This is a genomic window from Streptomyces sp. NPDC001717 (assembly GCF_042892775.1).
Taxonomy (GTDB): domain Bacteria; phylum Actinomycetota; class Actinomycetes; order Streptomycetales; family Streptomycetaceae; genus Streptomyces.
Map to the genome: position 1 here is coordinate 146418 of NZ_JBIAUK010000008.1, position 22630 is coordinate 169047.

19 protein-coding genes are annotated in these 22630 nt (G+C 71.8%); 10 read left to right on the forward strand and 9 right to left on the reverse strand.

Annotated elements, in window-relative coordinates:
* Positions 1 to 45: 45 nt before the first annotated feature.
* Positions 46 to 279, forward strand: a complete 234-nt coding sequence (locus ACFYZL_RS16760) for a chaplin (protein ID WP_376661507.1) — start codon at positions 46 to 48, stop codon at positions 277 to 279.
* A 139-nt stretch (positions 280 to 418) separates the two neighbouring features.
* Positions 419 to 1222, forward strand: a complete 804-nt coding sequence (locus tag ACFYZL_RS16765; protein ID WP_384753088.1) for a chaplin — start codon at positions 419 to 421, stop codon at positions 1220 to 1222.
* Positions 1223 to 1271: 49 nt separating this feature from the next.
* On the opposite strand, the gene ACFYZL_RS16770 is transcribed toward ACFYZL_RS16765, so the two are convergent.
* Positions 1272 to 1460, reverse strand: coding sequence for a DUF5703 family protein (locus ACFYZL_RS16770; protein ID WP_031146791.1), 189 nt, complete (start codon positions 1458 to 1460; stop codon positions 1272 to 1274).
* Between the two features lie 48 nt (positions 1461 to 1508).
* On the opposite strand from ACFYZL_RS16770, the gene ACFYZL_RS16775 reads away from it, so the two are divergent.
* Positions 1509 to 2150: a hypothetical protein gene (locus ACFYZL_RS16775; RefSeq protein ID WP_376661505.1), complete on the forward strand. Its 642-nt coding sequence runs from the start codon at positions 1509 to 1511 to the stop codon at positions 2148 to 2150.
* Positions 2151 to 2260: 110 nt separating this feature from the next.
* Here the strand turns inward: ACFYZL_RS16775 and ACFYZL_RS16780 are convergent, their stop codons facing one another.
* Positions 2261 to 4642, reverse strand: coding sequence for a helix-hairpin-helix domain-containing protein (locus ACFYZL_RS16780; protein ID WP_388679595.1), 2382 nt, complete (start codon positions 4640 to 4642; stop codon positions 2261 to 2263).
* The gene (locus tag ACFYZL_RS16785; RefSeq protein WP_384753095.1) at positions 4639 to 5625 is read right to left on the reverse strand and encodes an aldo/keto reductase; all 987 of its coding nucleotides are present in this window, start codon (positions 5623 to 5625) and stop codon (positions 4639 to 4641) included. The genes ACFYZL_RS16780 and ACFYZL_RS16785 overlap by 4 nt, the downstream gene beginning before the upstream one ends.
* Positions 5626 to 5725: 100 nt before the next feature.
* Between ACFYZL_RS16785 and ACFYZL_RS16790 the strand changes: the two genes are divergently transcribed.
* Positions 5726 to 6775: an LLM class F420-dependent oxidoreductase gene (locus ACFYZL_RS16790; RefSeq protein WP_384592279.1), complete on the forward strand. Its 1050-nt coding sequence runs from the start codon at positions 5726 to 5728 to the stop codon at positions 6773 to 6775.
* Positions 6776 to 6958: 183 nt separating this feature from the next.
* Entirely contained in the window at positions 6959 to 7747 is a 789-nt protein-coding gene (locus tag ACFYZL_RS16795; RefSeq protein WP_384753101.1) for a ferritin-like domain-containing protein, read from the forward strand.
* A gap of 21 nt (positions 7748 to 7768) precedes the next feature.
* On the opposite strand, the gene corA is transcribed toward ACFYZL_RS16795, so the two are convergent.
* On the reverse strand, positions 7769 to 8761 hold the full coding sequence (corA, locus tag ACFYZL_RS16800) for a magnesium/cobalt transporter CorA (protein ID WP_384753104.1): 993 nt from the start codon (positions 8759 to 8761) through the stop codon (positions 7769 to 7771).
* A gap of 76 nt (positions 8762 to 8837) precedes the next feature.
* Between corA and ACFYZL_RS16805 the strand changes: the two genes are divergently transcribed.
* The 4 genes from ACFYZL_RS16805 (at position 8838) to mshC (ending at position 12385) form a co-directional block, all read left to right on the forward strand.
* Entirely contained in the window at positions 8838 to 9548 is a 711-nt protein-coding gene (locus ACFYZL_RS16805) for a histidine phosphatase family protein (RefSeq protein ID WP_384753107.1), read from the forward strand.
* Positions 9549 to 9636: 88 nt separating this feature from the next.
* Positions 9637 to 10227, forward strand: coding sequence for a DUF3090 domain-containing protein (locus ACFYZL_RS16810; protein ID WP_384753110.1), 591 nt, complete (start codon positions 9637 to 9639; stop codon positions 10225 to 10227).
* Positions 10191 to 11033, forward strand: a complete 843-nt coding sequence (locus ACFYZL_RS16815) for an SCO1664 family protein (protein WP_384753113.1) — start codon at positions 10191 to 10193, stop codon at positions 11031 to 11033. The genes ACFYZL_RS16810 and ACFYZL_RS16815 overlap by 37 nt, the downstream gene beginning before the upstream one ends.
* A 122-nt stretch (positions 11034 to 11155) precedes the next feature.
* A complete protein-coding gene (gene mshC, locus ACFYZL_RS16820; RefSeq protein WP_384753116.1) occupies positions 11156 to 12385 on the forward strand; it encodes a cysteine--1-D-myo-inosityl 2-amino-2-deoxy-alpha-D-glucopyranoside ligase in 1230 nt (409 codons plus the stop codon).
* 158 nt (positions 12386 to 12543) lie between these two features.
* On the opposite strand, the gene ACFYZL_RS16825 is transcribed toward mshC, so the two are convergent.
* From ACFYZL_RS16825 to ACFYZL_RS16845, 5 genes are all read right to left on the reverse strand, one after another.
* Positions 12544 to 13551: a PAC2 family protein gene (locus tag ACFYZL_RS16825; protein ID WP_388679602.1), complete on the reverse strand. Its 1008-nt coding sequence runs from the start codon at positions 13549 to 13551 to the stop codon at positions 12544 to 12546.
* A 128-nt stretch (positions 13552 to 13679) separates the two neighbouring features.
* A complete protein-coding gene (locus tag ACFYZL_RS16830; RefSeq protein WP_384758236.1) occupies positions 13680 to 15287 on the reverse strand; it encodes an FAD-dependent oxidoreductase in 1608 nt (535 codons plus the stop codon).
* 41 nt (positions 15288 to 15328) lie between these two features.
* On the reverse strand, positions 15329 to 16855 hold the full coding sequence (glpK, locus tag ACFYZL_RS16835; RefSeq protein ID WP_384758239.1) for a glycerol kinase GlpK: 1527 nt from the start codon (positions 16853 to 16855) through the stop codon (positions 15329 to 15331).
* 77 nt (positions 16856 to 16932) lie between these two features.
* On the reverse strand, positions 16933 to 17715 hold the full coding sequence (locus ACFYZL_RS16840; protein ID WP_384758241.1) for an MIP/aquaporin family protein: 783 nt from the start codon (positions 17713 to 17715) through the stop codon (positions 16933 to 16935).
* Between the two features lie 335 nt (positions 17716 to 18050).
* Positions 18051 to 18818 carry an IclR family transcriptional regulator gene (locus tag ACFYZL_RS16845; protein WP_384595656.1) on the reverse strand — a complete coding sequence of 256 codons (768 nt, stop codon included), beginning with the start codon at positions 18816 to 18818 and terminating at the stop codon, positions 18051 to 18053.
* A gap of 263 nt (positions 18819 to 19081) precedes the next feature.
* On the opposite strand from ACFYZL_RS16845, the gene metH reads away from it, so the two are divergent.
* Positions 19082 to 22594, forward strand: coding sequence for a methionine synthase (gene metH / locus ACFYZL_RS16850; protein WP_388679608.1), 3513 nt, complete (start codon positions 19082 to 19084; stop codon positions 22592 to 22594).
* Positions 22595 to 22630: the final 36 nt, after the last annotated feature.

A 22630-nucleotide genomic window follows, 5' to 3' on the forward strand; every position in this document is an offset into this window, starting at 1 on the left:
TGTTGCGGTCCGCGGCTGGGACCGCATTGCCTACTAGGAGGAACAATGATCAAGAAGGTTGTCGCCGCTGCGGCTGCCACCGGTGCTGTGGTTCTCGCGGGTGCGGGCCTGGCCCACGCCGATGCCGGTGCCCAGGGCGCGGCCGTCGGTTCGCCCGGTGTCCTGTCCGGCAACGTGCTCCAGGTCCCCGTCCACGTTCCGGTGAACGTGTGCGGTAACACGGTGAACGTCATCGGCCTGCTGAACCCGGCCTTCGGCAACACCTGCGTCAACGCCTGACGCGTCTGAAGTCTTGGGCCCCGGAGCGCATTCCAGCGCTCCGGGGCCACCGGCCTTTCAGGCCCCGAATTTCTTATCGTCTTCGGCGCGACAGGCAGGGGAGCCTGGCCGAAACACATGCAGGAGGGGACGAGCACACATGCGACGACGACCGGCACAGGCCACCAGGAAGACCCTGATCACCATGGCTGCCGCGGGAGGTGTCCTCGCCCTGGGCGGGGGGTACGCGCACGCGGACTCCGGCGCCTCCGGGCACGCGGCGAACTCGCCGGGCGTGCTGTCCGGGAACAACGTGCAGGCACCGGTGGACGCGCCGGTGAACATCTGCGGCAACACCGTCTCCGTGGTCGGCCTGCTCAACCCGGCCTTCGGAAACCACTGTTCCAACGACTCGGGCCACGGCGGGAAGCCGGGCCCGGAGCAGCCCCCGTGCGACGACCACGGCCCCGGCGGCCACCCGGGAGGCCCGGGCACACCCGGCCACCCGGGCAACCCCGGAAACCCGGGCACGCCGGGCGGCCACCACCCGGGCAACCCCGGGAACCCGGGCACGCCCGGCGGCCACCACCCGGGTCAGCCCGGGAACCCGGGTACGCCCGGCGGACAGCACCCGGGCAACCCCGGCACTCCGGCCCAGCCGGGGAACCCGGGAACGCCCGGTACACCTGGTGGTCAGCTCCCGGGCAACCCCGGCACTCCGGCCCAGCCCGGGAACCCGGCCACTCCGGGTCAGCCGGGCGGCCCGGGGGCGCCCGGTACCGGCGGCACCGGCGGATCCGGCGGCGACGCCGCGGCAGGGGGCTCCGTGACCCCCGTCACCTCGCCGGGGACGGGACTGGCCGCCACCGGCACCGGTGACGTCCTCACCGCCGGGCTCCCGCTCGCCGGCGGGCTCCTGCTGGCCGGCAGCGTGCTCTACCGCCGCGTCCGCAACGCCGCCTGACGGACGATCAGGACGCGGGCCCCGACGCCGGGGCCCGCGTCACACCACGTCACCAGGTCGCGCGGACCTGGCGGATGATCCGGCGGCGCAGCCGCACGCGGCGGCTGCCGTCCCGGTGCAGGGTCAGCCGGTCGAGCTCCCAGTTCCCGTACTCGGCATGGTCGGTCAGCAGGCGGGTCGCCTCTTTGCGGGGGACCCCGCGAGGCACGTACACGTCGACAAATTCGTATTCCGGCATCGGTATCTATTGTGCGGGCAGAGGCCTGCTACGGATAGCGTCTGCCCTATGTCTGATGCCGCTCTGCCCACTGTTGCCGAGGTACGTGCCGCCGCCGAGGCGGTAAAGGCCGCCCTCGACCGTCACCTCGCCGCGGTCGAGCGCAGGACCGGGGACGAGGACCCGGCCGTCTACGCCGCCTTCAACGAACTCGCCGCCGCCGCCGAGGAGTACGACGAACTCCTCTACGACCGCTACGACGAGGTCACCCCCTTCGAGATCCCCACCCCCGAGGACGGGGTCCCGTACAGCGGCCCCGCCGAGCCCGCCGCGTTCAGCGTGCTCATCCGCCGTGACTACGCCGTCGTCGAACCGCCGCGGCTGATCGCGCAGGCCGAACGGGTCGCCGCGCACGACCGCGACGCCGAGCTCGTCCACGGCGGCACCGCCGGCGCGCTGGGCGTGCTCTTCGGGGAGTACGAGCCCGACGAGATCGCCTCCCGCTACAAGGAGTTCGGCCTCGAGGAAGGCGATTCCACCCTCTGGATCGCGGCCTCCGAGGAGATGGCCGAGCCGGGGGAGTGGCTGGCCTCGCCCTTCGGGCACACGGACGCGGAGGACGTCCTGCACCGGTTCGACGTCAGCTCCGTCTTCGACGAGGAACTGGACGAGTTCGACGAGGACGAGGAGCCGGGGCTGACCCCCGCCTGACGCGGGCCCGACCCCCGGTCGGCCCTCGCTCGAACCCCGCTCGGTCCACACCGGAGGCCGTGGCGCCACGCCCGCAGGGGCCGGCGCCACGGCCTCCGGCCGTTGCCGCTCTACTCCGGCTGCTGCGCCGCTGCCGCCGCGAGGGCCGCCAAGAGGCCCGTCAGACGCGTCGTACGCGGCTTCGGCAGCACCTCCGCGACCGCGCGGGGCAGCGCCTGGTCGACGCCGTGCACCACCGACAGGTGCCGCTCGGCCCGTCCGAACGCCGTGTACACCCAGTCCCGTGACAGCGCCTGCGCCGCGTCACCCGGCAGTACGACGACCACCGCGGGCCAGCGGGCCCCCACGGCCTGGTGCGCCGTCACCGCCCAGCCGTGCCGCACCTGCGCCTCGACGAGCTCCTTCGGTACGACGACCCGCGCTCCCGCCCGGTCCAGGTGCAGGCCCGCCGCGTCGGCCGACACCACCCGGGCCGGCAGGGCCCGCCCGGGCGAGGGCACGTGGACGACCCGGTCACCCGGGTCGAAGCCGCCGAACCGGCCGGGGCCCGGGTTCAGCCGCTCCTTCAGCGCCGCGTTCAGCGCCCGGGTCCCCGCGGAGCCGCCGTGGCCCGGGGTGATCACCTGCACGCTGTCGGCCGGGATCCCGAACGCCCGCGGCACGGACTCGGCCACCAGCTGAACGGCCCGGTGCACGGCCTCCCCGGCGTCGCGCACCGGGACGATGACGACCTCCTTGCCGGGGGCGTCGACCTGGGCCAGCTCGCCGATGCCGACCCCGGAGACCAGCTCGCCGAGGGGGCCCGGGTCGGGCACGCGGGAGACCACCTGAGGACAGAACCGGGCCGCCAACAGATCGGCGAACACCCGCCCGGCCCCCGCCGACCCGAGCACGGCGGGATCGCCGGACAGCACCAGCCGGGCCCCGTCGGGGACGGACTCCACCAGCGCGGCCGCCGTCTCCACGTCCAGCTGCGGGGCGTCCAGGACGATCAGGAGGTCGAGCGCGAACTGCCCGTCCGCGTCCCGGCCGGGACCCTCCGCGCCCGACAGCAGCCCGGCGACGGTGACGCCGTCCGGGGTGGGCGCGTGCGCGGCGAGACAGGCGCGCAGGCCCAGTTCGCGGGCCGCCGCCAGCAGGGCGAGGGGTTCGGCGCGGGCGGCCTCGCCGCCGGTGTGGGTGACCAGGCCGTGGCCCGCGACGGCGCGGATCAGCTCCGAGCCGTCCCAGTCGGCCGCGCCCTCGAAGGTGTTGGCCAGCCGGGCCAGGCCGTCGGCGAGGCTCTCCTCGGCCATGGCGGAACCCTCCAGGCCCACGAGCACGCGCACGGGCTGCTCCTCGCCCTCCTGGGCGGGCGGGCCGAGGGGCTCGTGGAAGACCAGCACCGAGCCCTCGCCGATCGCCTGCTCCAGGGCTTCGGCGGGATCCGGCACCCCGTACTGGACCAGGGCCTTCTCCAGCACCGGGGCCTCCAGCGCGGTGTGCCCCTTCAGCCCGGCCTGCGCCAGCAGCCAGCCCACGAGGGCGGTGGTGCGGCGCTCGTCGGCCGGGCCGGCCCCGGGGCCCAGCAGGGCGCGGGCGAAGCCGTCGGCCTGGGCCGGGCGGACGGCGGCCACGGCCAGCAGTCGCCAGGGGTTCTCGGCGAGCTGCTCGGCGGCGCCGTCCCCGAGCGCGGTCGCCGCGGGGGCGGCCAGCGCCTCCGGGGCGCCGCCGCGGGCCAGCACGGCCCGTACGGCGTCCACGTCGGCGGGGGTGGCCGCGGCCACGGGTGCGGGTGCGGGCCGCGGGGGCTGAGCGGGGGCGGCCGCGGCCTTGCGCGGGGCGGCCGCGGTCGTGCCCTCGTCGAAGTACACGGCCCCGCCCGGTGCCTTGGCGCCGCTCTCGACGGCCCGTACGGCGGCCAGCAGGTCGGCGGCCTTCCCGCTGAGCTTGGCTCCCGCCTCCACGGGGCCGGCGCGTTCGGCCTTGCGGCGGGCGATGCGCTCGCGCTCGATCTTCTGCGCGGCCAGTTCGGCCTGCGCCTCACTCAACTCGGGCGCCGTCGCGGCCGCCTCGCCGCCACCCGCCGCCGTCTCGCTGCTCGTGCCGCCCTCTGCCTCGCCGTCGCCGTCGGCGCCGTCCGCGTCCTGCGCCTGATCGGAGTCGGGCTCGGCGGGGCCTTCCCCCTCCCCGCCCCTTCCCGAAACCGAGGGCTCAGCCTCCGGCCCCGCGGCCTGCGACCCACCGTCCTCGGCCGCGCCATCCGCTGCGGCCCCCAGCCGGTCCGGGACCTCCGGACCGTCGTCCTCGGCTCCGACGACGGCACCGGGCCCCGGCTCACCGTCCTCGGCGTCCGGGCCGCCCCCGGCCTGCGGCCCGCCACCCTCGGCTCCGCCGTGGAGCCCGGCACCGGCCTCCCGCCCGTCGGCGCCGGGGTGCGGGCCGTCGGTCGCGGGGTCTTCCGCGTCAGCGGGCCCGGCGTCAGCGGGGTCGGCGTGGTGGTCCGTGCTCACAGGGTGCTCCAGTCCTGATCGGGGTAGCGGTGCACGGGTGCTGAGACGTCGTCCAGCGCCCGGCAGATCTCCTCGGGAAGGGTAAGGGTCTCCACCGACAGTGCCTCCGCGAGCTGCGCCGACGTCCGTGCGCCGACGATCGGCGCGACCACCCCCGGCCGGTCGCGGACCCACGCCAGCGCCACCTGGAGCGGGGTGACGGCCAGGCCGTGGGCGGCCGTCGCGACCGCGTCCACGATCCGGCCCGCCGCCTCGTCCAGGTACGGGGCCACGAACGCGGCCAGGGACTCCGACCCGCCCCGGGAGTCCGCCGGGACGACGCCGGAGCGGTACTTCCCCGTCAGGACCCCGCGCCCCAGTGGGGAGGACGGGAGGAGGCCGACCCCCAGGTCCAGGGCTGCCGGGAGCACCTCGCGTTCGACCCCGCGCTGGAGGAGGGAGTACTCCATCTGCGTCGAGGCGACGCGAGTGCGTGCGCCCGGTGCCGACAGCTGCCACGTCGCCGCCTTCGCGAGCTGCCAGCCGCTGAAGTTGGAGACCCCCGCGTACCGGGCCCGCCCGCTGCTCACCGCCAGGTCCACCGCCTGCAGGGTCTCCTCCAGAGGCGTCGCCGGGTCGAACGCGTGGACCTGCCACAGGTCGACGTAATCGGTGCCCAGCCGGTCCAGCGAGGCGTCGAGCGCGGCGAGGAGGTGCCCGCGCGAACCGTCGAAGCGCCGCTCCCGGTCGGGCACGCTGCCCGCCTTCGTCGCGATCACCACGTCCCGACGCGGTATCAGCCCGCCCACCAACTGCCCGAGGAGGTACTCCGCCTCCCCGCCGCCGTACACGTCCGCCGTGTCCACGAGCGTGCCGCCCGCGTCCCAGAACGTCTTCATCTGCTCGGCGGCGGCTTCCTCGCCGGTGTCGCGGCCCCAGGTGAGGGTGCCGAGCCCGATCCGGGAAACACGCAGTCCGGTGCGGCCGAGATGCCTCTGCTCCATGAGCGCTGAGACTACTGGGGCGCTGACGAATGGGACCCGGGCGCGCTACAGTCCCCGCACATACACGTTACTGATCGGTAAACCGGTAAGGGGACGACTTATGCGGCTCGGCATCAATCTCGGCTACTGGGGTGCGGGCATGGACGCCGACAACCTCGCCGTCGCCCAGGAGGCCGACCGCCTCGGCTACGACGTCTGCTGGGCCGCCGAGGCCTACGGATCGGACGCCCCGACCGTGCTGGCCTGGGTCGCGGCCCAGACCGAACGCATCGACGTCGGCTCGGCCATCATGCAGATCCCGGCGCGCCAGCCGGCCATGACCGCCATGACCGCGGCCACCCTCGACTCCCTCACCAAGGGCCGCTTCCGCCTCGGCCTCGGCGTCTCCGGCCCGCAGGTCTCCGAAGGCTGGTACGGCGTCAAGTTCGACAAGCCCCTCGCGCGCACCCGCGAGTACGTCGAGATCGTCCGCAAGGCCATGACCCGCGAGCGCCTCAGCTACGACGGCGAGCACTGGACCCTGCCGCTGCCCGGCGGCCCCGGCAAGCCGATCAAGCTGACCGTGCACCCGGAGCGCGAGCACATCCCGCTCTACATCGCCGCGATCGGTCCCAAGAACCTGGAGCAGACCGGCGAGATCGCCGACGGCGCCCTGCTGATCTTCCCGGCCGCCGAGCACCTGGAGGAGACGGCCCTGCGCCACATCCGCGCCGGACGCGAGAAGGCCGGGCTGACCATGGACGGCTTCGACGTCTGCCCGACCGTGCCGCTGGCCCTCGGCGAGGACGTGAACGCGCTCGCCGACATGTTCCGCCCCTACACCGCCCTGTACGTCGGCGGCATGGGCAGCCGCAAGCAGAACTTCTACAACCAGCTCGCCCAGCGCATGGGCTACGAGAAGGAAGCCGCCGAGATCCAGGACAAGTACCTGGCGGGCGACAAGACCGGGGCCGCCGCCGCCGTCCCGCACTCGCTGATCGACTCGACCACCCTGCTCGGCCCGGTCGAGCGCATCGCGGACGGGATGCGGGCCTACGCGGAGGCCGGGGTCACCACCCTCACCCTCGCCCCGGCCGGCTTCACCCTGGACGAGCGGATCGCCGCCCTGCGCGCCGGCACCGAGGCCATGGAGCGGGCCGGACTCGCCTGACCCGCGAAGTCTGCGGCCGTGGTGGGGGCTCGGGGGGTCTTCCCCGCCACGGCCGACACAGCCAACAACGCTCCGGGCGGCCCCCGGGTTACGCACCCCGGGCAACGGCCTCGTTTCGTTCATTCGGACGAGCGCGGCGAGCCCTCGGTTGCCCGTCCCCGTGACCGGGGTTTGACTCGATGCATGCTCTCTGCCCGCAGCGTGTTCCAGGAGATCGTCGACAACGACGACGCCTTCCAGCTGTTCTGCTCCATCGCCGCCAGCGGGGAGGCCCAGGGCGGCTGGGAGAACGGCCGCATCGCGGCCCTGGTCCCCGACTCCATGCGCCACCTCGCGCCCAAGATCGCCCGGCACGGCGCCGACGAGGACAAGCACGGACGGATCTTCGACGCGCTGCTGCGCAAACGCGGCCTGCGGCCCGTCCCCGTACCGCCCGAGACCGACTACACGATGCTGCTGGAACGCGCCGGCATCGGCCTCGCCCACGAGAAGCTGCGACGGGACGAACCCCTCAGCGAGCGGGACGTCGTCGTCTACCTCGCACACAGCCGCGTCACCGAGCAGCGCGCCGCCGACCAGATGGACCGGCTCGTCAAGGACTTCGGCGACCACCCCGAGCTCGGCAGGGCCGTCCGCATGATCAGCAACGACGAGGTCAACCACCTCGCCTACTGCCACGAGGAGTTGCTGCGCCTGGCCCGCCAGGGACACGGCCACACCATCCGGCGGGTGCTGCGGGACAGCGCGCTCGTGGAGATCCGCGTCTACCGCGACGTCAGCCTCGCCGTCATGGGCCACATGGGACGCCTGCTGAACTGGCCCGCCCCCAAGACGGCCGCGTTCGCCGCCGGCATCCGGGGCGTGCACGCGTACGAGCGCTTCAGCGGCTGGCACCGGGCGTTCGGCCTGCGCATGCCCGAACGACGCGACGCGCTGGGAGGAGCGCCGACGGCCGCCCCCGAGTTCGCCTGAACCGGCCCCCGCGCGGACGGGCTACAGCCAGCCCCGGCGCTTGAACATCCGGTGCAGGCCCAGACACGCCCCCACCATGACCGCCAGCACCACGGGGTAGCCCCAGGTCTGCTTCAGCTCCGGCATGTCGTCGAAGTTCATCCCGTAGATCCCCGCCACCATCGTGGGGACGGCCGCCATGGCCGCCCAGGCCGAGATCTTGCGCATGTCGTCGTTCTGCCGCACGCCCATCTGCGCCAGATGCGCCGCCAGAGCGTCCGACAGCAGCCGGTCCAGCCCCTCGATGTACTCGTTCGCCTTCGTCAGGTGGTCCGCGACGTCGCGGAAGAACGGCTGCGCGTGGTCGTGGACGAAGGGCACGTCCCCGAACGCGAGCCGGTCCATCGGCTGGAGCAGCGGGCTCGTCGCCCGGCGGAACTCCAGGACCTGCCGCTTGAAACCGTAGATGCGGGCGGCGGTGTTCTTGGTGTCCGACGCGTTCGGCGCGAACACGTCGGCCTCCAGTTCCTCCAGGTCCGCCTGGAGCTCGGCCGCCACCTCGATGTAGTGGTCCACCACCGCGTCGGACACCGCGTACAGGACGGCCGTCGGACCGTGCCGCAGCACCTCCGGCTCGTGCTCCAGCCGGCGGCGGACGGCGGCCAGCGGGGCGCCCTCGCCGTGCCGGACCGTGACCACGAACGAGTCGCCGATGAACACCATCAGCTCGCCCGCGGTCACCGTGTCGGTGTCCTCGTCGTACAGCACCGGCTTGAGGACGACGAACAGCGAATCGTCGTACACCTCCAGCTTCGGGCGCTGGTGCGCGGTCAGCGCGTCCTCCACCGCCAGCGGGTGCAGCCCGAACTCCTCGCGGACGTGGTCGAATTCCTTCTCCGTCGGCTCGTGCAGGCCCAGCCACAAGAAGGCGTCACCGGTCGCCCGCGCCTCGTCGAGGGCATCGGAGAAATCCGCCGGCCCTTCGGCGCGAGCACCGGACTTGTAAATCGCGCAGTCCACAATCACCCGGGGCATTCTTCCCTGCCCACGGCCCGCCCGCACTCCCACCTCACCGCGCCGCGCCTTTCCCGGCGGCCCTAGGCTGTACCCCATGGCCACGCTGATCCTCGTACGACACGGGCGGTCCACCGCCAACACCGCCGGGTTGCTCGCCGGATGGACTCCGGGAGTCGCCCTCGACGAGCGCGGCGCCGAACAGGCCGCCAAGCTGCCCGGACGACTGGTCGGCGTGCCCCTCGCCGCCGCCGTCACCAGCCCGCTGCAACGCTGCCGCGAAACCCTCGCGCCGCTCCTGGCCGCCCGACCCGAGCTCGAACTGCACACCGACGAGCGGATCGGCGAATGCCACTACGGCGACTGGTCGGGCCGCAAACTCTCCGAGCTGGCCGATGAACCCCTGATGAAGATCGTCCAGCAGCACCCGTCGGCGGCCGCCTTCCCCGGCGGCGAGTCCATGCGCGCCATGCAGGCCCGCGCGGTGGAGGCCGTACGGGAATGGAACGCGCGCATCGAGCAGGAGCACGGCGCCGACGCCGTCTACCTCATGTGCTCGCACGGCGACATCATCAAGTCCCTTGTCGCCGACGCCCTCGGCATGCACCTGGACCTCTTCCAGCGCATCCACGTCGACCCCTGCTCGGTCACCGCCATCCGCTACACGCCGACCCGCCCCTTCGTCTTCCGGCTCGGCGACACCGGTGACTTCGGCTCGCTCGTCCCCGGCGACCAGGCCCGTACCGCCGACAAGGCCGCCGAGGACGCCGGGAACGCCGTCGTGGGCGGCGGCGCGGGCGCGGCGTGATCGAACGGCGCAGTAGGGTGGACTGGCCATAGCAAAGAGCACAGCCACGCGCAGAGCACCCCCTGCCGCCGAGACTTGGAGACTGGACGTGCCCCGTCAGGTGTTCCTCTACGACCCGCCGGACCGCTTCGTGGCCGGCACGGTCGGTCTGCCGGGACGCCGTACGTTCTTCCTGCAGGCCTCCGCCGGCCCCCGCGTCACCAGCGTCTCCCTGGAGAAGACCCAGGTCGCGGCGCTCGCCGAGCGGATGGACGAGCTGCTGGACGAGGTCGTACGGCGCACCGGGGGCAATGCCCCGGTCCCGGCCGTCGCCCCCGCCGAGGCCGCCGACACCGCCCCCCTGGACGTTCCCGTCGAGGAGGAGTTCCGCGTCGGCACCATGGCCCTGGCCTGGGACGGCGAGGAACAGCGGATGATCGTCGAGGCCCAGGCCCTCGTCGAACTCGACGCCGACTCCGACGAGGACCTCGCCGAGGCCGAGGAGCGGCTGCTCCAGGACGAGGAGAACGGCCCGCCCATGCTGCGGGTCCGCCTCACCGGCGCCCAGGCCCGCGCCTTCGCCAAGCGGGCCCTGGACGTCGTCAACGCCGGCCGCCCGCCGTGCCCGCTGTGCAGCCTCCCGCTCGACCCGGAGGGCCACGTGTGCCCGCGCCAGAACGGCTACCGGCGCCAGGCGTGAACGCGACGGGGGAACTGGAGGAACTGCTCGCCAAGGGCGAGCTGACCGTCGTCGGCCGGATCCGGGAGGCGTCCAACGCCGTCCTGCTGTGCACCGTCACGTACGGGGGCGAGAGCGCCGACTGCGTGTACAAGCCGGTCAAGGGCGAGCGGCCCCTGTGGGACTTCCCCGACGGCAACCTCGCCCAGCGCGAGGTGGCCGCCTACCTGGTCTCCGAGGCCACCGGCTGGGGACTGGTGCCCACCACCGTGCTGCGCGACGGCCCCTACGGCGAGGGCATGGTCCAGCACTGGATCGAAGCGGCGGGGGAGGACGACCCGGCGGCCGGGCTCCTCGCCCTCGTGGACGGCGAGGAGGCGGGGGAGGGCTGGAAGGCCGTCGCCTTCGCCGACGTCGGAGAGGGCCGCACCGCCCTGCTCGTCCACGCCGACGACCCCAGGCTGCGCCGGCTCTCCGTACTCGACGCCGTGATCAACAACGGCGACCGCAAGGGCGGCCACCTGCTGCCCGCGCCCGACGGACGGCTCTACGGCATCGACCACGGCGTGAGCTTCCACACCGAGGACAAACTGCGCACCCTCCTGTGGGGGTGGGCGGGGGAACCGCTGACCGACGAGGCCCGCGAGGTCCTGACCGACCTCGCCGCCCGCCTCGCCGAGGGAGCGCCCCTCGCCACCCGGCTGGCCGAACTGATCACACCCGTCGAGCTGGCCGCCGTACGGGAACGGGTGGCACGGCTGCTGGACACCGGGACCCACCCGGAACCCTCCGGGCAGTGGCCGTCGATCCCCTGGCCACCGGTCTGAGGCACCGGTACGAACCGGCCAGTACGAGACGCACAGATCCGGCCAGACCGCAAGAGTGCCGATCAAGACAACAGTGCAGGTCCGGTTCGTTTAAGGAACACCCGTCCGGTTAGGCTCGACACATGCATGCCTGGCCCGCTTCTGAGGTCCCCGCCCTTCCCGGCAAGGGCCGCGACCTCCAGATCCACGACACCGCGACCCAGGGGACGATCACCCTCGACCCCGGTCCCGTCGCCCGTATCTACGTCTGCGGCATCACCCCGTACGACGCGACCCACATCGGTCACGCGGCGACCTACAACGCGTTCGACCTCGTACAGCGCGTGTGGCTCGACACCAAGCGGCAGGTCCACTACGTCCAGAACGTCACGGACGTGGACGACCCGCTCCTGGAGCGGGCGCTGCGCGACGGCCACGACTGGACCGAGCTCGCCGAACGCGAGACGGCCCTCTTCCGCGAGGACATGACCGCCCTGCGGATGCTGCCCCCGCAGCACTACATCGGCGCCGTCGAGGCCATACCGGGCATCGTGCCGCTCGTGGAGCGGCTGCGGGACGCCGGCGCGGCGTACGAGCTGGACGGCGACGTCTACTTCTCGGTGGAGTCCGACGCGAACTTCGGCAAGGTCTCCCACCTCGACGCCGAGGCGATGCGGCTCCTCTCCGCCGAACGCGGCGGCGACCCCGACCGCCAGGGCAAGAAGAACCCCCTCGACCCGATGCTGTGGATGGCCGCACGACCCGGCGAACCGAGCTGGGACGGCGGCTCGCTGGGCCGCGGCCGGCCGGGCTGGCACATCGAGTGCGTCGCCATCGCCCTGGACCACCTGGGCATGGGCTTCGACATCCAGGGCGGCGGCTCCGACCTGGCGTTCCCGCACCACGAGATGGGCGCCTCGCACGCGCAGGTCCTGACGGGCGAGTTCCCGATGGCCAAGGCGTACGTCCACGCGGGCATGGTCGCCCTGCACGGCGAGAAGATGTCGAAGTCGAAGGGCAACCTGGTCTTCGTCTCCGCGCTGCGCCGGGCCGGGGTCGACCCGGCGGCGATCCGCCTGGCGCTCCTGTCGCACCACTACCGGGCCGACTGGGAGTGGACGGACGAGGTCCTCGCCGAGGCGGTGGCCCGCCTGGAGCGCTGGCGCGCGGCGGTGTCCCGCCCGGACGGCCTGCCGGCCGACGCCCTCGTAGAAGAGGTCCGCGAGGCCCTCTCCAACGACCTGGACGCCCCTGCCGCGCTGGCGGCGGTGGACCGCTGGGTGGACGCACAGAACGCCTCCGACGGCGACGACGAGTCGGCCCCCGGCCTGGTCTCCCGCACGGTGGACGCGCTGCTGGGCGTGGCCCTGTAGCCCCGGGCGGGTGGCGGGGCCGCTGCGCGGAGCCGGTCCCCTACCCGCCCTTTCACCGTTTCCCGGGGCTCCGCCCCGGACCCGCGCCTCAAACGCCGGCGGGGCTGGACAATCCAGCCCCGCCGGCGTGGTCTTTCCCCCGGCCCCCGCCCGACCCGCTACGCCTGCGGCGGGGACTCGGGGGAGTCGTCCCCCGGAGCGGCGTCGTCCGGCGGGGACGCCGGGGGCTCCTCCGCCGAGGAGTCCGGCTTGCGCTTCGGCGGCCGCGTCAGCCCACTGGACGTGTCCCGCAAGTACGACCCGTCACCCGGCTCCCCACCCGCGGCCGGGTCGCGACGGCGCAGGTACCGCTCGAACTCCCGCGCGATGGCGTCCCCGGACGCCTCCGGCAGATCGGCCGTGTCCCGCGCCTCCTCCAGCGTCTGGACGTACTCCGCCACCTCGCTGTCCTCCGCCGCGAGTTGGTCCACGCCCAACTGCCACGCCCGCGCGTCCTCGGGGAGTTCACCCAGCGGGATCCTGATGTCGATCAGATCCTCCAGCCGGTTCAGCAGCGCCAGCGTCGCCTTCGGGTTCGGCGGCTGCGACACGTAGTGCGGCACCGCCGCCCACAGCGACACCGCCGGCACCCCGGCGTGCGTGCAGGCCTCCTGCAGCACGCCCACGATCCCCGTCGGACCCTCGTACTTGGTCTCCTCCAGGTCCATCGTCCGCGCCAGGTCCGCGTCCGAGGTGACCCCGCTCACCGGCACCGGCCGGGTGTGCGGGGTGTCCCCGAGCAGCGCGCCGAGGACGACGACCATCTCCACGCCCAGCTCGTGCGCGAAACCCAGCAGCTCGTTGCAGAACGACCGCCACCGCATGGACGGTTCGATGCCCCGCACCAGCACCAGGTCGCGCGGCTTCGCGCCGCCGATCCGCACCACCGAAAGCCGGGTCGTCGGCCACGTGATCTTCCGTACCCCGTTGTCCAGCCACACCGTCGGCCGGTTGACCTGGAAGTCGTAGTAGTCCTCGGCGTCGAGCGCCGCGAACACCTCGCCCTTCCACTCCCGGTCCAGGTGCGCGACCGCACCGGAGGCCGCGTCACCCGCGTCGTTCCAGCCCTCGAACGCGGCCACCATGACCGGGTCGATCAGCTCGGGCACGCCCTCAAGCTCGATCACCCAGGTCTCCTTCCGAAGTTCCCTTGTGTACGTGGGTCAGCCTATGCCTTGAGACGACACCGGCCACAGCCCACGACAGAGGGGCGGTTCCCCCCTGGAACCGCCCCTCTTCCCCACCTGTGGGAGACCTATGCCTTGCGGCCCAGCATCTCCTCGACACGGGCCCGCACGGACTCGTCGTCCAGGCCCCGGATCGTCACCGTCGTACGCCGGCGCAGCACGTCGTCGACCGTCTCGGCCCACTCGTGGTCACGGGCGTACGCGACCTGCGCCCAGATCTCCGGACCGTCCGGGTGGATGCGCTCGGCCAGCGCCGGGTCCTCGTTCGCGATCCGCGCGATGTCGAAGGCCAGCGAACCGTAGTGCGAGGCCAGGTGGCGCGCGGTCAGCGGGTCCATGCGGGCACCGGGCTCGCGGTCCACGAGCAGTCGGTGCGCGACCGCGTTCGGGTTCGCGACACCGGGCAGCGGCACCCGGCGCACCAGGGACTTCACCGGCTCCATGTCCTCGGTCAGCGGGCTGCCCGGGAGCTTGGCCAGCTTGTCCATGACCACACGGCCGATGTGGCGGTACGTCGTCCACTTGCCGCCGGCCACCGACAGCATGCCGCCCGCGCCCTCGGAGACCACCGTCTCGCGCTTGGCCTTCTCGACCCCGCCGGGGCCGCCGGGCAGCACCCGCAGGCCCGCGAAGGCGTAGGTCATCAGCGAGCGGTCCAGGTCGGCGTCCTTCACCGAGAAGGCCGCCTCGTCCAGGATCTGCTGGATGTCGGACTCGGTCGCGCGCACGTCGGCCGGGTCGCCCTCGTACACCTCGTCGGTGGTGCCGAGCAGGAGCTGGTCCTCCCACGGCAGGGCGAAGGTGATGCGGTACTTGTCGATCGGGGTGGCCATGGCGGCCTTCCACGGCGACTTGCGCTTCATGACGATGTGCGCGCCCTTGGAGAGGCGGATCGACGGCAGCGAGTGCTTGTCTTCCATGCGCCGCAGGTGGTCCACCCACGGGCCGGTGGCGTTGAGCACGACGCGCGCGTCGACCCCGAACTCGGTGCCGTCCAGGCGGTCCTTGAGCTCGGCGCCGGTGACCCGGCCGCGCGTCATGCGCAGGCCGGTGACCTCGGCGTGGTTGAGGACGACCGCGCCCGACTCGACGGCCGCGCGGACCGTCATGACGGCGACGCGGGAGTCGTTCATCTGGTGGTCGTAGTAGACCGCGACGGCCTTGAGGTTGTCGGTCTTCAGACCGGGGTTGTCGGCGACGGCACGGGCCGGGGATATGACCTTGCCCATGCCGTCGCCGAAGGCCGAGAGGGCGGAGTAGGCGAAGACGCCCGCGCCCAGCTTGGCCGCACCCACCGGACCGCCCTTGTAGACCGGCAGGTAGAACGTGAGCGGGTTGACCAGGTGCGGGGCCACGTCCTTGGCCAGCACCCGCCGCTCGTGGTGGTTCTCGGCCACCAGCTTGACCGCGCCGGTCTGCAGGTAGCGCAGGCCGCCGTGGACGAGCTTGGAGGAGGCGGAGGAGGTGGCGCCGGCGAAGTCGCCGGCGTCCACCATGGCGACCCGCAGACCCGACTGCGCGGCGTGCCAGGCCACCGAGGTGCCCAGGATGCCACCGCCGATGACCAGGAGGTCGTACGTGGCCTTCGCCAACTGCTCGCGGGTCTCGGCGCGGCTCGCGTTCGAACCGGCGGTCGGGTGCGTGCCCAGTGCGGTCACGCTCTGCAGGCTGCTCATATCTCTCTTAGCTCCTCGTCGATAGCGTCGGCTGAGTGAGGTCAGCTGGCGTCTTCGTCGTCGACCCAGCCCATGGACCGCTCGACGGCCTTGAGCCAGCTCTTGTACTCGCGCTCCCGCTGCTCGGCGGGCATCCGCGGGGTCCACTCGGCCGCGCGGCGCCAGTTGGCGCGCAGGGCGTCGGTGTCGGGCCAGAAGCCGACGGCCAGGCCGGCGGCGTAGGCGGCGCCGAGGCAGGTGGTCTCGGCGACCATCGGGCGCACCACGGGGGCGTCCAGGAAGTCCGAGAGCGTCTGCATCAGCAGGTTGTTGGAGGTCATGCCGCCGTCGACCTTGAGGGCCGTCAGCTCGACGCCCGAGTCCTTGGTCATGGCGTCGGTGATCTCGCGGGTCTGCCAGGCGGTGGCCTCCAGGACGGCACGGGCGATGTGCGCCTTGGTGACGTACCGGGTGAGGCCGGCGATCACACCACGGGCGTCGGAGCGCCAGTACGGGGCGAACAGGCCGGAGAACGCCGGGACGAAGTACGCGCCGCCGTTGTCCTCCACGGAGGAGGCCAGGGTCTCGATCTCGGCCGCGGACTTGATCAGGCCCATCTGGTCGCGCATCCACTGGACGAGCGAGCCGGTGACGGCGATGGAGCCCTCCAGCGCGTAGACCGGCTTCTGGTCGCCGATCTGGTAGCCGACCGTGGTCAGCAGACCGCTGTAGGAGTTGATGATCTTGTCGCCGGTGTTCATCAGCATGAACGTTCCGGTGCCGTACGTGGACTTGGCCTCGCCCTCGGCGAAACAGGTCTGGCCGAACAGGGCGGCCTGCTGGTCACCGAGCGCCGAGGCGACCGGGACACCGGCGAGGACGCCCTCCTTGACGTGGCCGTAGACCTCGGCGGAGGACTTGATCTCCGGGAGCACGTTGAGCGGGACGCCCATGGACTCGGCGATCTTCTCGTCCCAGGCCAGGGTGTGCAGGTTCATCAGCATGGTGCGCGAGGCGTTGGTCACGTCGGTGACGTGGTGACCGCCCTGGGCGCCGCCGGTGAGGTTCCAGATGACCCAGGAGTCCATGGTGCCGAAGAGGATGTCCCCGGCCTCGGCGCGCTCGCGCAGGCCCTCGACGTTGTCGAGCAGCCAGCGGACCTTCGGGCCGGCGAAGTAGCTGGCCAGCGGCAGGCCGGTCTCGCGGCGGAAGCGGTCCTGGCCGACGTTGCGGCCGAGCTCCTTGCACAGGGCGTCGGTGCGGGTGTCCTGCCAGACCAGCGCGTTGTGGACCGGCTCGCCGGTGTTCTTGTCCCACAGGACGGTGGTCTCGCGCTGGTTGGTGATGCCGACGGCCTTGACGTCGGCGGCGGTGATCTCGGCCTTGGCGATGGCCCCGGCGACGACCTCCTGGACGTTGGTCCAGATCTCGGTGGCGTCGTGCTCGACCCAGCCCGGCTTCGGGAAGATCTGCTCGTGCTCCTTCTGGTCGACGGCGACGATGCGGCCGTCGCGGTCGAAGACGATGCAGCGGGAGGAGGTGGTGCCCTGGTCGATCGCGGCGATGAAGGGGCCGGTGCTGCTGGTCATGTGGCTGCTCCTGGCAGGTCTATGAGTAGGCGGAATCAGGATGCGGTGCGGATCTTACGAGCGCGGGCCGATGCTGATCAGGCGAACGCGATGTTGTACAGACCGCCGGCGAGTGCGGCACCGACGAGCGGGCCGACGACCGGGATCCAGGAGTACCCCCAGTCCGAGCCGCCCTTGTTGGGCAGCGGGAGCAGGGCGTGGACGATGCGGGGACCGAGGTCGCGGACCGGGTTGATGGCGTAGCCGGTCGGACCGCCCAGCGAGAGGCCGATGCCGACGACCACGAACGAGGTGATCAGGACACCGATGACGCCGAGGCCCTTGCCGCCGTCCTGGAGACCCTGGGTCAGGATCGCGATGACCAGGACGAAGGTGCCGATGATCTCCGTCGCGAGGTTCTGGACCACGTTGCGGATCTCGGGGCCGGTCGAGAAGATGCCGAGCACCGGGCCGGCCTGGTTGTGCGGGTGCGGGTCCTCGGGGCCGAGGCGCGCGTCCTTGATGTTCTCCGGGTCCGCCAGGTGCGCGGCGAACTGGCCGTAGTAGGCGACCCACATCACGACCGCGCCGAGCATGGCGCCGAGGAGCTGGCCGGCGAAGTACACGGGGACGTCGCCCCACTCGCCGGTCTTGATGGCTATGCCGACCGTGACCGCCGGGTTCAGGTGCGCGCCGGAGAGCGGTGCGGAGACGTAGGCGGCGATCAGGACCGCGAAGCCCCAGCCGAAGGTGATCGCGAGCCAACCCGCGCCGCGGGCTTTGGAGCTCTTGAGCGTGAGGGCGGCGCAGACGCCACCGCCGAGCAGAGTGAGCAGGGCGGTACCGATGGTCTCGCCGATGAAGATGTCGGAGCTGGACACCCGCGACTCCTTTGTCTTACGTCCAGGGGTGGGCGGACACCGGGTACCTCCGGTGGTTCCGCGCACTCGGTGAGTGCTGCACCGGTCCTTGGCCTTGTCGCATCCTAACGCGTATTGCCGGTAGGTGTTCGACATTGCCGACCGATGAACGGCAGTTTTCCGCCTGTGTGAAGAACCCGTCAAGGCCTGGCCAGGTCAAAGAATCGGATCGTTACCACTAGGTACGATCGACCAAATCCAGCCACTTCATGATCAGTAAACGACGAAACCCACCCATATGCAGCCTGAAGCTGCACGGGGTGGGTCCTGGTTGGGGCGAACGAGTCAGGTCAAGCTCAGAACCGGCCCGCCCCCAGATCGCGTGAAACCGACCGTGCGCAGTCCCGCACGGAGGCCACCAGGGCCGCCCGGGGCTCCCCGGACTCCCCGCAGACCCGCTCCACGGCCCCCGCCACGGCGACCGCGCCGACCGGCATCCTGCGCCGGTCGTGGATGGGCGCCGCGACCGAGGCGATGCCCTCCCAGGTCTCCTCCACGTCCGAGGCCCAACCGCGCGCCCGCGTCAGCCCGAGGACCTCCTCGAAGCCGAGTGGATCCGTGACCGTACGCGGAGTGAACGCCTCCCGCTCCACTTCCAGGGCCTCCGTGTGCGCCACCGGGTCGTAGGCGGACAGCACCTTGCCCAGCGCCGTGGAGTGCAGCGGCTGCATGGCCCCCACCTCCAGCACCTGGCGGCTGTCGTCGGGCCGGAACACGTGGTGCATGATCAGCACCCCGCTCTTGTGCAGCACCCCCACGTACACGCTCTCGCCGCTCGCCCGGGCCAGGTCGTCCGTCCACACCAGCGCGCGGGCGCGCAGCTCGTGCACGTCCAGGTAGCTGTTGCCCAGGCGCAGCAGCTCGGCGCCCAACTGGTAGCGGCCCGAGGCCGGGTCCTGCTCGACGAAACCCTCCGCCTGCAGGGTGCGCAGAATGCCGTGCGCCGTGCCCTTGGCCAGGCCCAGGGCGGACGCCACGTCCGACAGTCCCAGCCGGCGCTCCCCGCCCGCCAGAAGTCGCAGCATCGCAGCGGCTCGTTCGAGCGACTGGATGTTCCGTGCCATCGCGCAGCCTCCTGCTGACGTAGTTCGACAATGCTGAACACTATCGGTCGATGCCGACCTTTTGCATGGGAAGGCCGTCACACCGTGAGCCCCGGCACCCCCACCCACCCGGAGCAACCCGTCGGACGTCCCGCGCAAAGGATGCAGTCCGCCAAGTGGGACGACCGCACCGGGGCAGGTCCGCCCGGTTACCCTGACCGAGTGCACCCCTGACGAAGCGGGGGTGCAAAGCCGACAGCCGTCGCATCCCAGGGAGCCCCGCCATGGCCTCGTTGCCGAACCCGCCCGCAGACACCACGACCCGGGTCGACGCCCTCCGAGAGGCCCTCGCTACCCGAGTGGTCGTCGCCGACGGAGCCATGGGAACGATGCTCCAGGCGCAGGACCCCTCGATGGAGGACTTCCAGCAGCTCGAAGGCTGCAACGAGGTCCTGAACATCACCCGGCCCGACATCGTGCGCACGGTCCACGAAGCGTACTTCTCGGTGGGCGTCGACTGCGTCGAAACGAACACCTTCGGTGCGAACTACGCGGCGCTGGCCGAGTACGACATCGCCGAACGCAACTTCGAGCTGTCCGAGGCGGGCGCCCGGATCGCCCGCGAGGTCGCCGACGAGTTCACCGCCTCCACCGGTCAGCAGCGCTGGGTGCTCGGCTCCATGGGCCCGGGAACCAAGCTGCCCACGCTCGGACACATCACGTACGACCAGATCCGCGACGCCTACCAGGAGAACGCCGAGGGCCTGCTCTCCGGCGGCTCCGACGCGCTGATCGTGGAGACCACGCAGGACCTGCTCCAGACCAAGTCCGCCATCATCGGCGCCCATCGCGCCATGGACCGACTGGGCCTCACCGTCCCCCTGATCTGCTCCGTGACCGTGGAGACCACCGGCACGATGCTGCTGGGCTCGGAGATCGGTGCGGCGCTGACCGCGCTGGAGCCGTTGGGCATCGACATGATCGGTCTGAACTGCGCGACGGGCCCGGCGGAGATGAGCGAGCACCTGCGCTACCTCGCCCGCAACTCCCGCGTCCCGATCTCCTGCATGCCCAACGCCGGCCTCCCGGTGCTGGGCAAGGACGGCGCGCACTACCCGCTCTCCGCCTCCGAGCTGGCCGACGCCGAAGAGACCTTCGTCCGCGAGTACGGGCTCTCGCTCGTCGGGGGCTGCTGCGGCACCACGCCCGAGCACCTGCGCCAGGTGGTGGAGCGGGTCCGCGGCATGGTCCCGACCGCACGGACCCCGCAGCCGGAGCCGGGTGCGGCGTCGCTGTACCAGACGGTGCCGTTCCGGCAGGACACCTCGTACATGGCGATCGGTGAGCGGACGAACGCGAACGGGTCGAAGAAGTTCCGCGAGGCGATGCTGGAAGCGCGTTGGGACGACTGTGTGGAGATGGCGCGGGACCAGATCCGCGAGGGCGCGCACATGCTCGACCTGTGCGTGGACTACGTGGGTCGTGACGGCGTCGCGGACATGCAGGAGCTGGCCGGCCGCTTCGCGACCGCCTCCACGCTCCCCATCGTCCTGGACTCCACCGAGGTCCCGGTCATCCAGGCGGGTCTGGAGAAGCTCGGCGGCCGTGCGGTCATCAACTCGGTCAACTACGAGGACGGCGACGGCCCCGAATCCCGCTTCGCGAAGGTGACCCGCCTCGCGCGGGAGCACGGTGCGGCGCTGATCGCGTTGACCATCGACGAGCAGGGCCAGGCCCGCACGGTCGAGCACAAGGTCGCGATCGCCGAGCGCCTCATCGAGGACCTCACCACCAACTGGGGGATCCGCGAGTCGGACATCCTCATCGACACCCTGACGTTCACGATCTGCACCGGTCAGGAGGAGTCCCGGGGCGACGGCATCGCCACGATCGAGTCGATCCGCGAGCTCAAGCGCCGCCACCCCGACGTCCAGACGACGCTGGGTCTGTCGAACATCTCGTTCGGCCTCAACCCGGCCGCCCGTGTGCTGCTGAACTCGGTCTTCCTCGACGAGTGCGTGAAGGCCGGCCTGGACTCGGCGATCGTCCACGCCTCGAAGATCCTGCCGATCGCCCGCTTCGACGAGGAGCAGGTCAACACCGCGCTCGACCTGATCTACGACCGCCGCGCCGAGGGTTACGACCCGCTGCAGAAGCTGATGGCCCTCTTCGAGGGCGTCAACACCAAGTCCCTGAAAGCCGGCCGCGCCGAGGAACTCCTGGCCCTGCCGCTGGACGAGCGCCTCCAGCGCCGCATCATCGACGGCGAGAAGAACGGCCTGGAGGCCGACCTCGACGAGGCGCTCCAGGAACGCCCCGCCCTGAACATCGTCAACGACACGCTCCTGGAGGGCATGAAGGTCGTCGGTGAGCTCTTCGGCTCGGGCCAGATGCAGCTGCCGTTCGTGCTCCAGTCGGCCGAGGTCATGAAGACCGCGGTGGCCTACCTGGAGCCGCACATGGAGAAGTCGGACGCGGAGGGCAAGGGCACGATCGTGCTGGCCACCGTCCGCGGCGACGTCCACGACATCGGCAAGAACCTCGTCGACATCATCCTGTCCAACAACGGCTACAACGTCGTCAACATCGGCATCAAGCAGCCGGTCTCCGCGATCCTGGAGGCCGCGCAGGAGCACAAGGCCGACGTCATCGGCATGTCGGGTCTGCTCGTGAAGTCGACCGTGATCATGAAGGAGAACCTGGAGGAGCTGAACCAGCGCAAGCTGGCCGCCGACTACCCGGTGATCCTCGGCGGCGCCGCGCTTACCCGCGCCTACGTCGAACAGGACCTCCACGAGATCTACGAGGGCGAAGTCCGCTACGCCCGCGACGCCTTCGAAGGCCTCCGACTCATGGACGCGCTCATCGCCGTCAAGCGCGGAGTCCCCGGCGCCACCCTGCCCGAGCTGAAGCAGCGCCGCGTCGCCAAGCGGGACACCCCCGTCCTCCAGGTGGAGGAGGCGGACGAGCCCGGAGGCCGGTCCGACGTGGCCGTCGACAACCCGGTGCCCGCCCCGCCGTTCTGGGGCACCCGCGTGGTCAAGGGCATCCCGCTCAAGGACTACGCGTCCTGGCTCGACGAGGGCGCCCTGTTCAAGGGTCAGTGGGGTCTGAAGCAGGCCCGAGCGGGCGGGGCGACGTACGAGGAGCTCGTGGAGGGCGAGGGCCGTCCGCGGCTGCGCGGGCTGCTGGAGAAGCTGCACACCGACAACCTCCTCGAGGCGGCCGTCGTCTACGGCTACTTCCCGTGCGTCTCCAAGGGCGAGGACCTGATCATCCTCGACGACGCCGGCAACGAGCGGACCCGCTTCACCTTCCCGCGCCAGCGCCGCGGACGCCGCCTGTGCCTGGCCGACTTCTTCCGCCCGGAGGACTCCGGCGAGACCGACGTCGTCGGCCTCCAGGTCGTCACCGTCGGCTCGAAGATCGGCGAGGCCACGGCCAAGCTGTTCGAGTCCGACTCCTACCGCGAGTACCTCGAACTGCACGGCCTGTCCGTGCAGCTCGCCGAGGCCCTCGCCGAGTACTGGCACGCCCGGGTCCGCGCCGAGCTCGGTTTCGGCGGTGAGGACCCGGCGAAGGTCGAGGACATGTTCGACCTGAAGTACCGCGGCGCCCGTTTCTCCCTCGGCTACGGCGCCTGCCCCGACCTGGAGGACCGCGCGAAGATCGCCGACCTCCTCCGGCCGGAGCGGATCGGCGTGCACCTCTCGGAGGAGTTCCAGCTCCACCCCGAGCAGTCCACCGACGCCATCGTCATCCACCACCCCGAAGCGAAGTATTTCAACGCACGCTGAGGCGGATCGGCGTACACTGGTCGGTCCCAAACAGGC

Coding starts and splice junctions, on each gene's coding strand:
- ACFYZL_RS16760 (WP_376661507.1), top strand. CDS start 46: ATGATCAAGAAGGTTGTCGCCGCTGCGGCTGCCACCGGTGCTGTGGTT.
- ACFYZL_RS16765 (WP_384753088.1), top strand. CDS start 419: ATGCGACGACGACCGGCACAGGCCACCAGGAAGACCCTGATCACCATG.
- ACFYZL_RS16770 (WP_031146791.1), bottom strand. CDS start 1,460: ATGCCGGAATACGAATTTGTCGACGTGTACGTGCCTCGCGGGGTCCCC.
- ACFYZL_RS16775 (WP_376661505.1), top strand. CDS start 1,509: ATGTCTGATGCCGCTCTGCCCACTGTTGCCGAGGTACGTGCCGCCGCC.
- ACFYZL_RS16785 (WP_384753095.1), bottom strand. CDS start 5,625: ATGGAGCAGAGGCATCTCGGCCGCACCGGACTGCGTGTTTCCCGGATC.
- ACFYZL_RS16790 (WP_384592279.1), top strand. CDS start 5,726: ATGCGGCTCGGCATCAATCTCGGCTACTGGGGTGCGGGCATGGACGCC.
- ACFYZL_RS16795 (WP_384753101.1), top strand. CDS start 6,959: ATGCTCTCTGCCCGCAGCGTGTTCCAGGAGATCGTCGACAACGACGAC.
- corA (WP_384753104.1), bottom strand. CDS start 8,761: ATGCCCCGGGTGATTGTGGACTGCGCGATTTACAAGTCCGGTGCTCGC.
- ACFYZL_RS16805 (WP_384753107.1), top strand. CDS start 8,838: ATGGCCACGCTGATCCTCGTACGACACGGGCGGTCCACCGCCAACACC.
- mshC (WP_384753116.1), top strand. CDS start 11,156: ATGCATGCCTGGCCCGCTTCTGAGGTCCCCGCCCTTCCCGGCAAGGGC.
- ACFYZL_RS16830 (WP_384758236.1), bottom strand. CDS start 15,287: ATGAGCAGCCTGCAGAGCGTGACCGCACTGGGCACGCACCCGACCGCC.
- glpK (WP_384758239.1), bottom strand. CDS start 16,855: ATGACCAGCAGCACCGGCCCCTTCATCGCCGCGATCGACCAGGGCACC.
- ACFYZL_RS16845 (WP_384595656.1), bottom strand. CDS start 18,818: ATGGCACGGAACATCCAGTCGCTCGAACGAGCCGCTGCGATGCTGCGA.
- metH (WP_388679608.1), top strand. CDS start 19,082: ATGGCCTCGTTGCCGAACCCGCCCGCAGACACCACGACCCGGGTCGAC.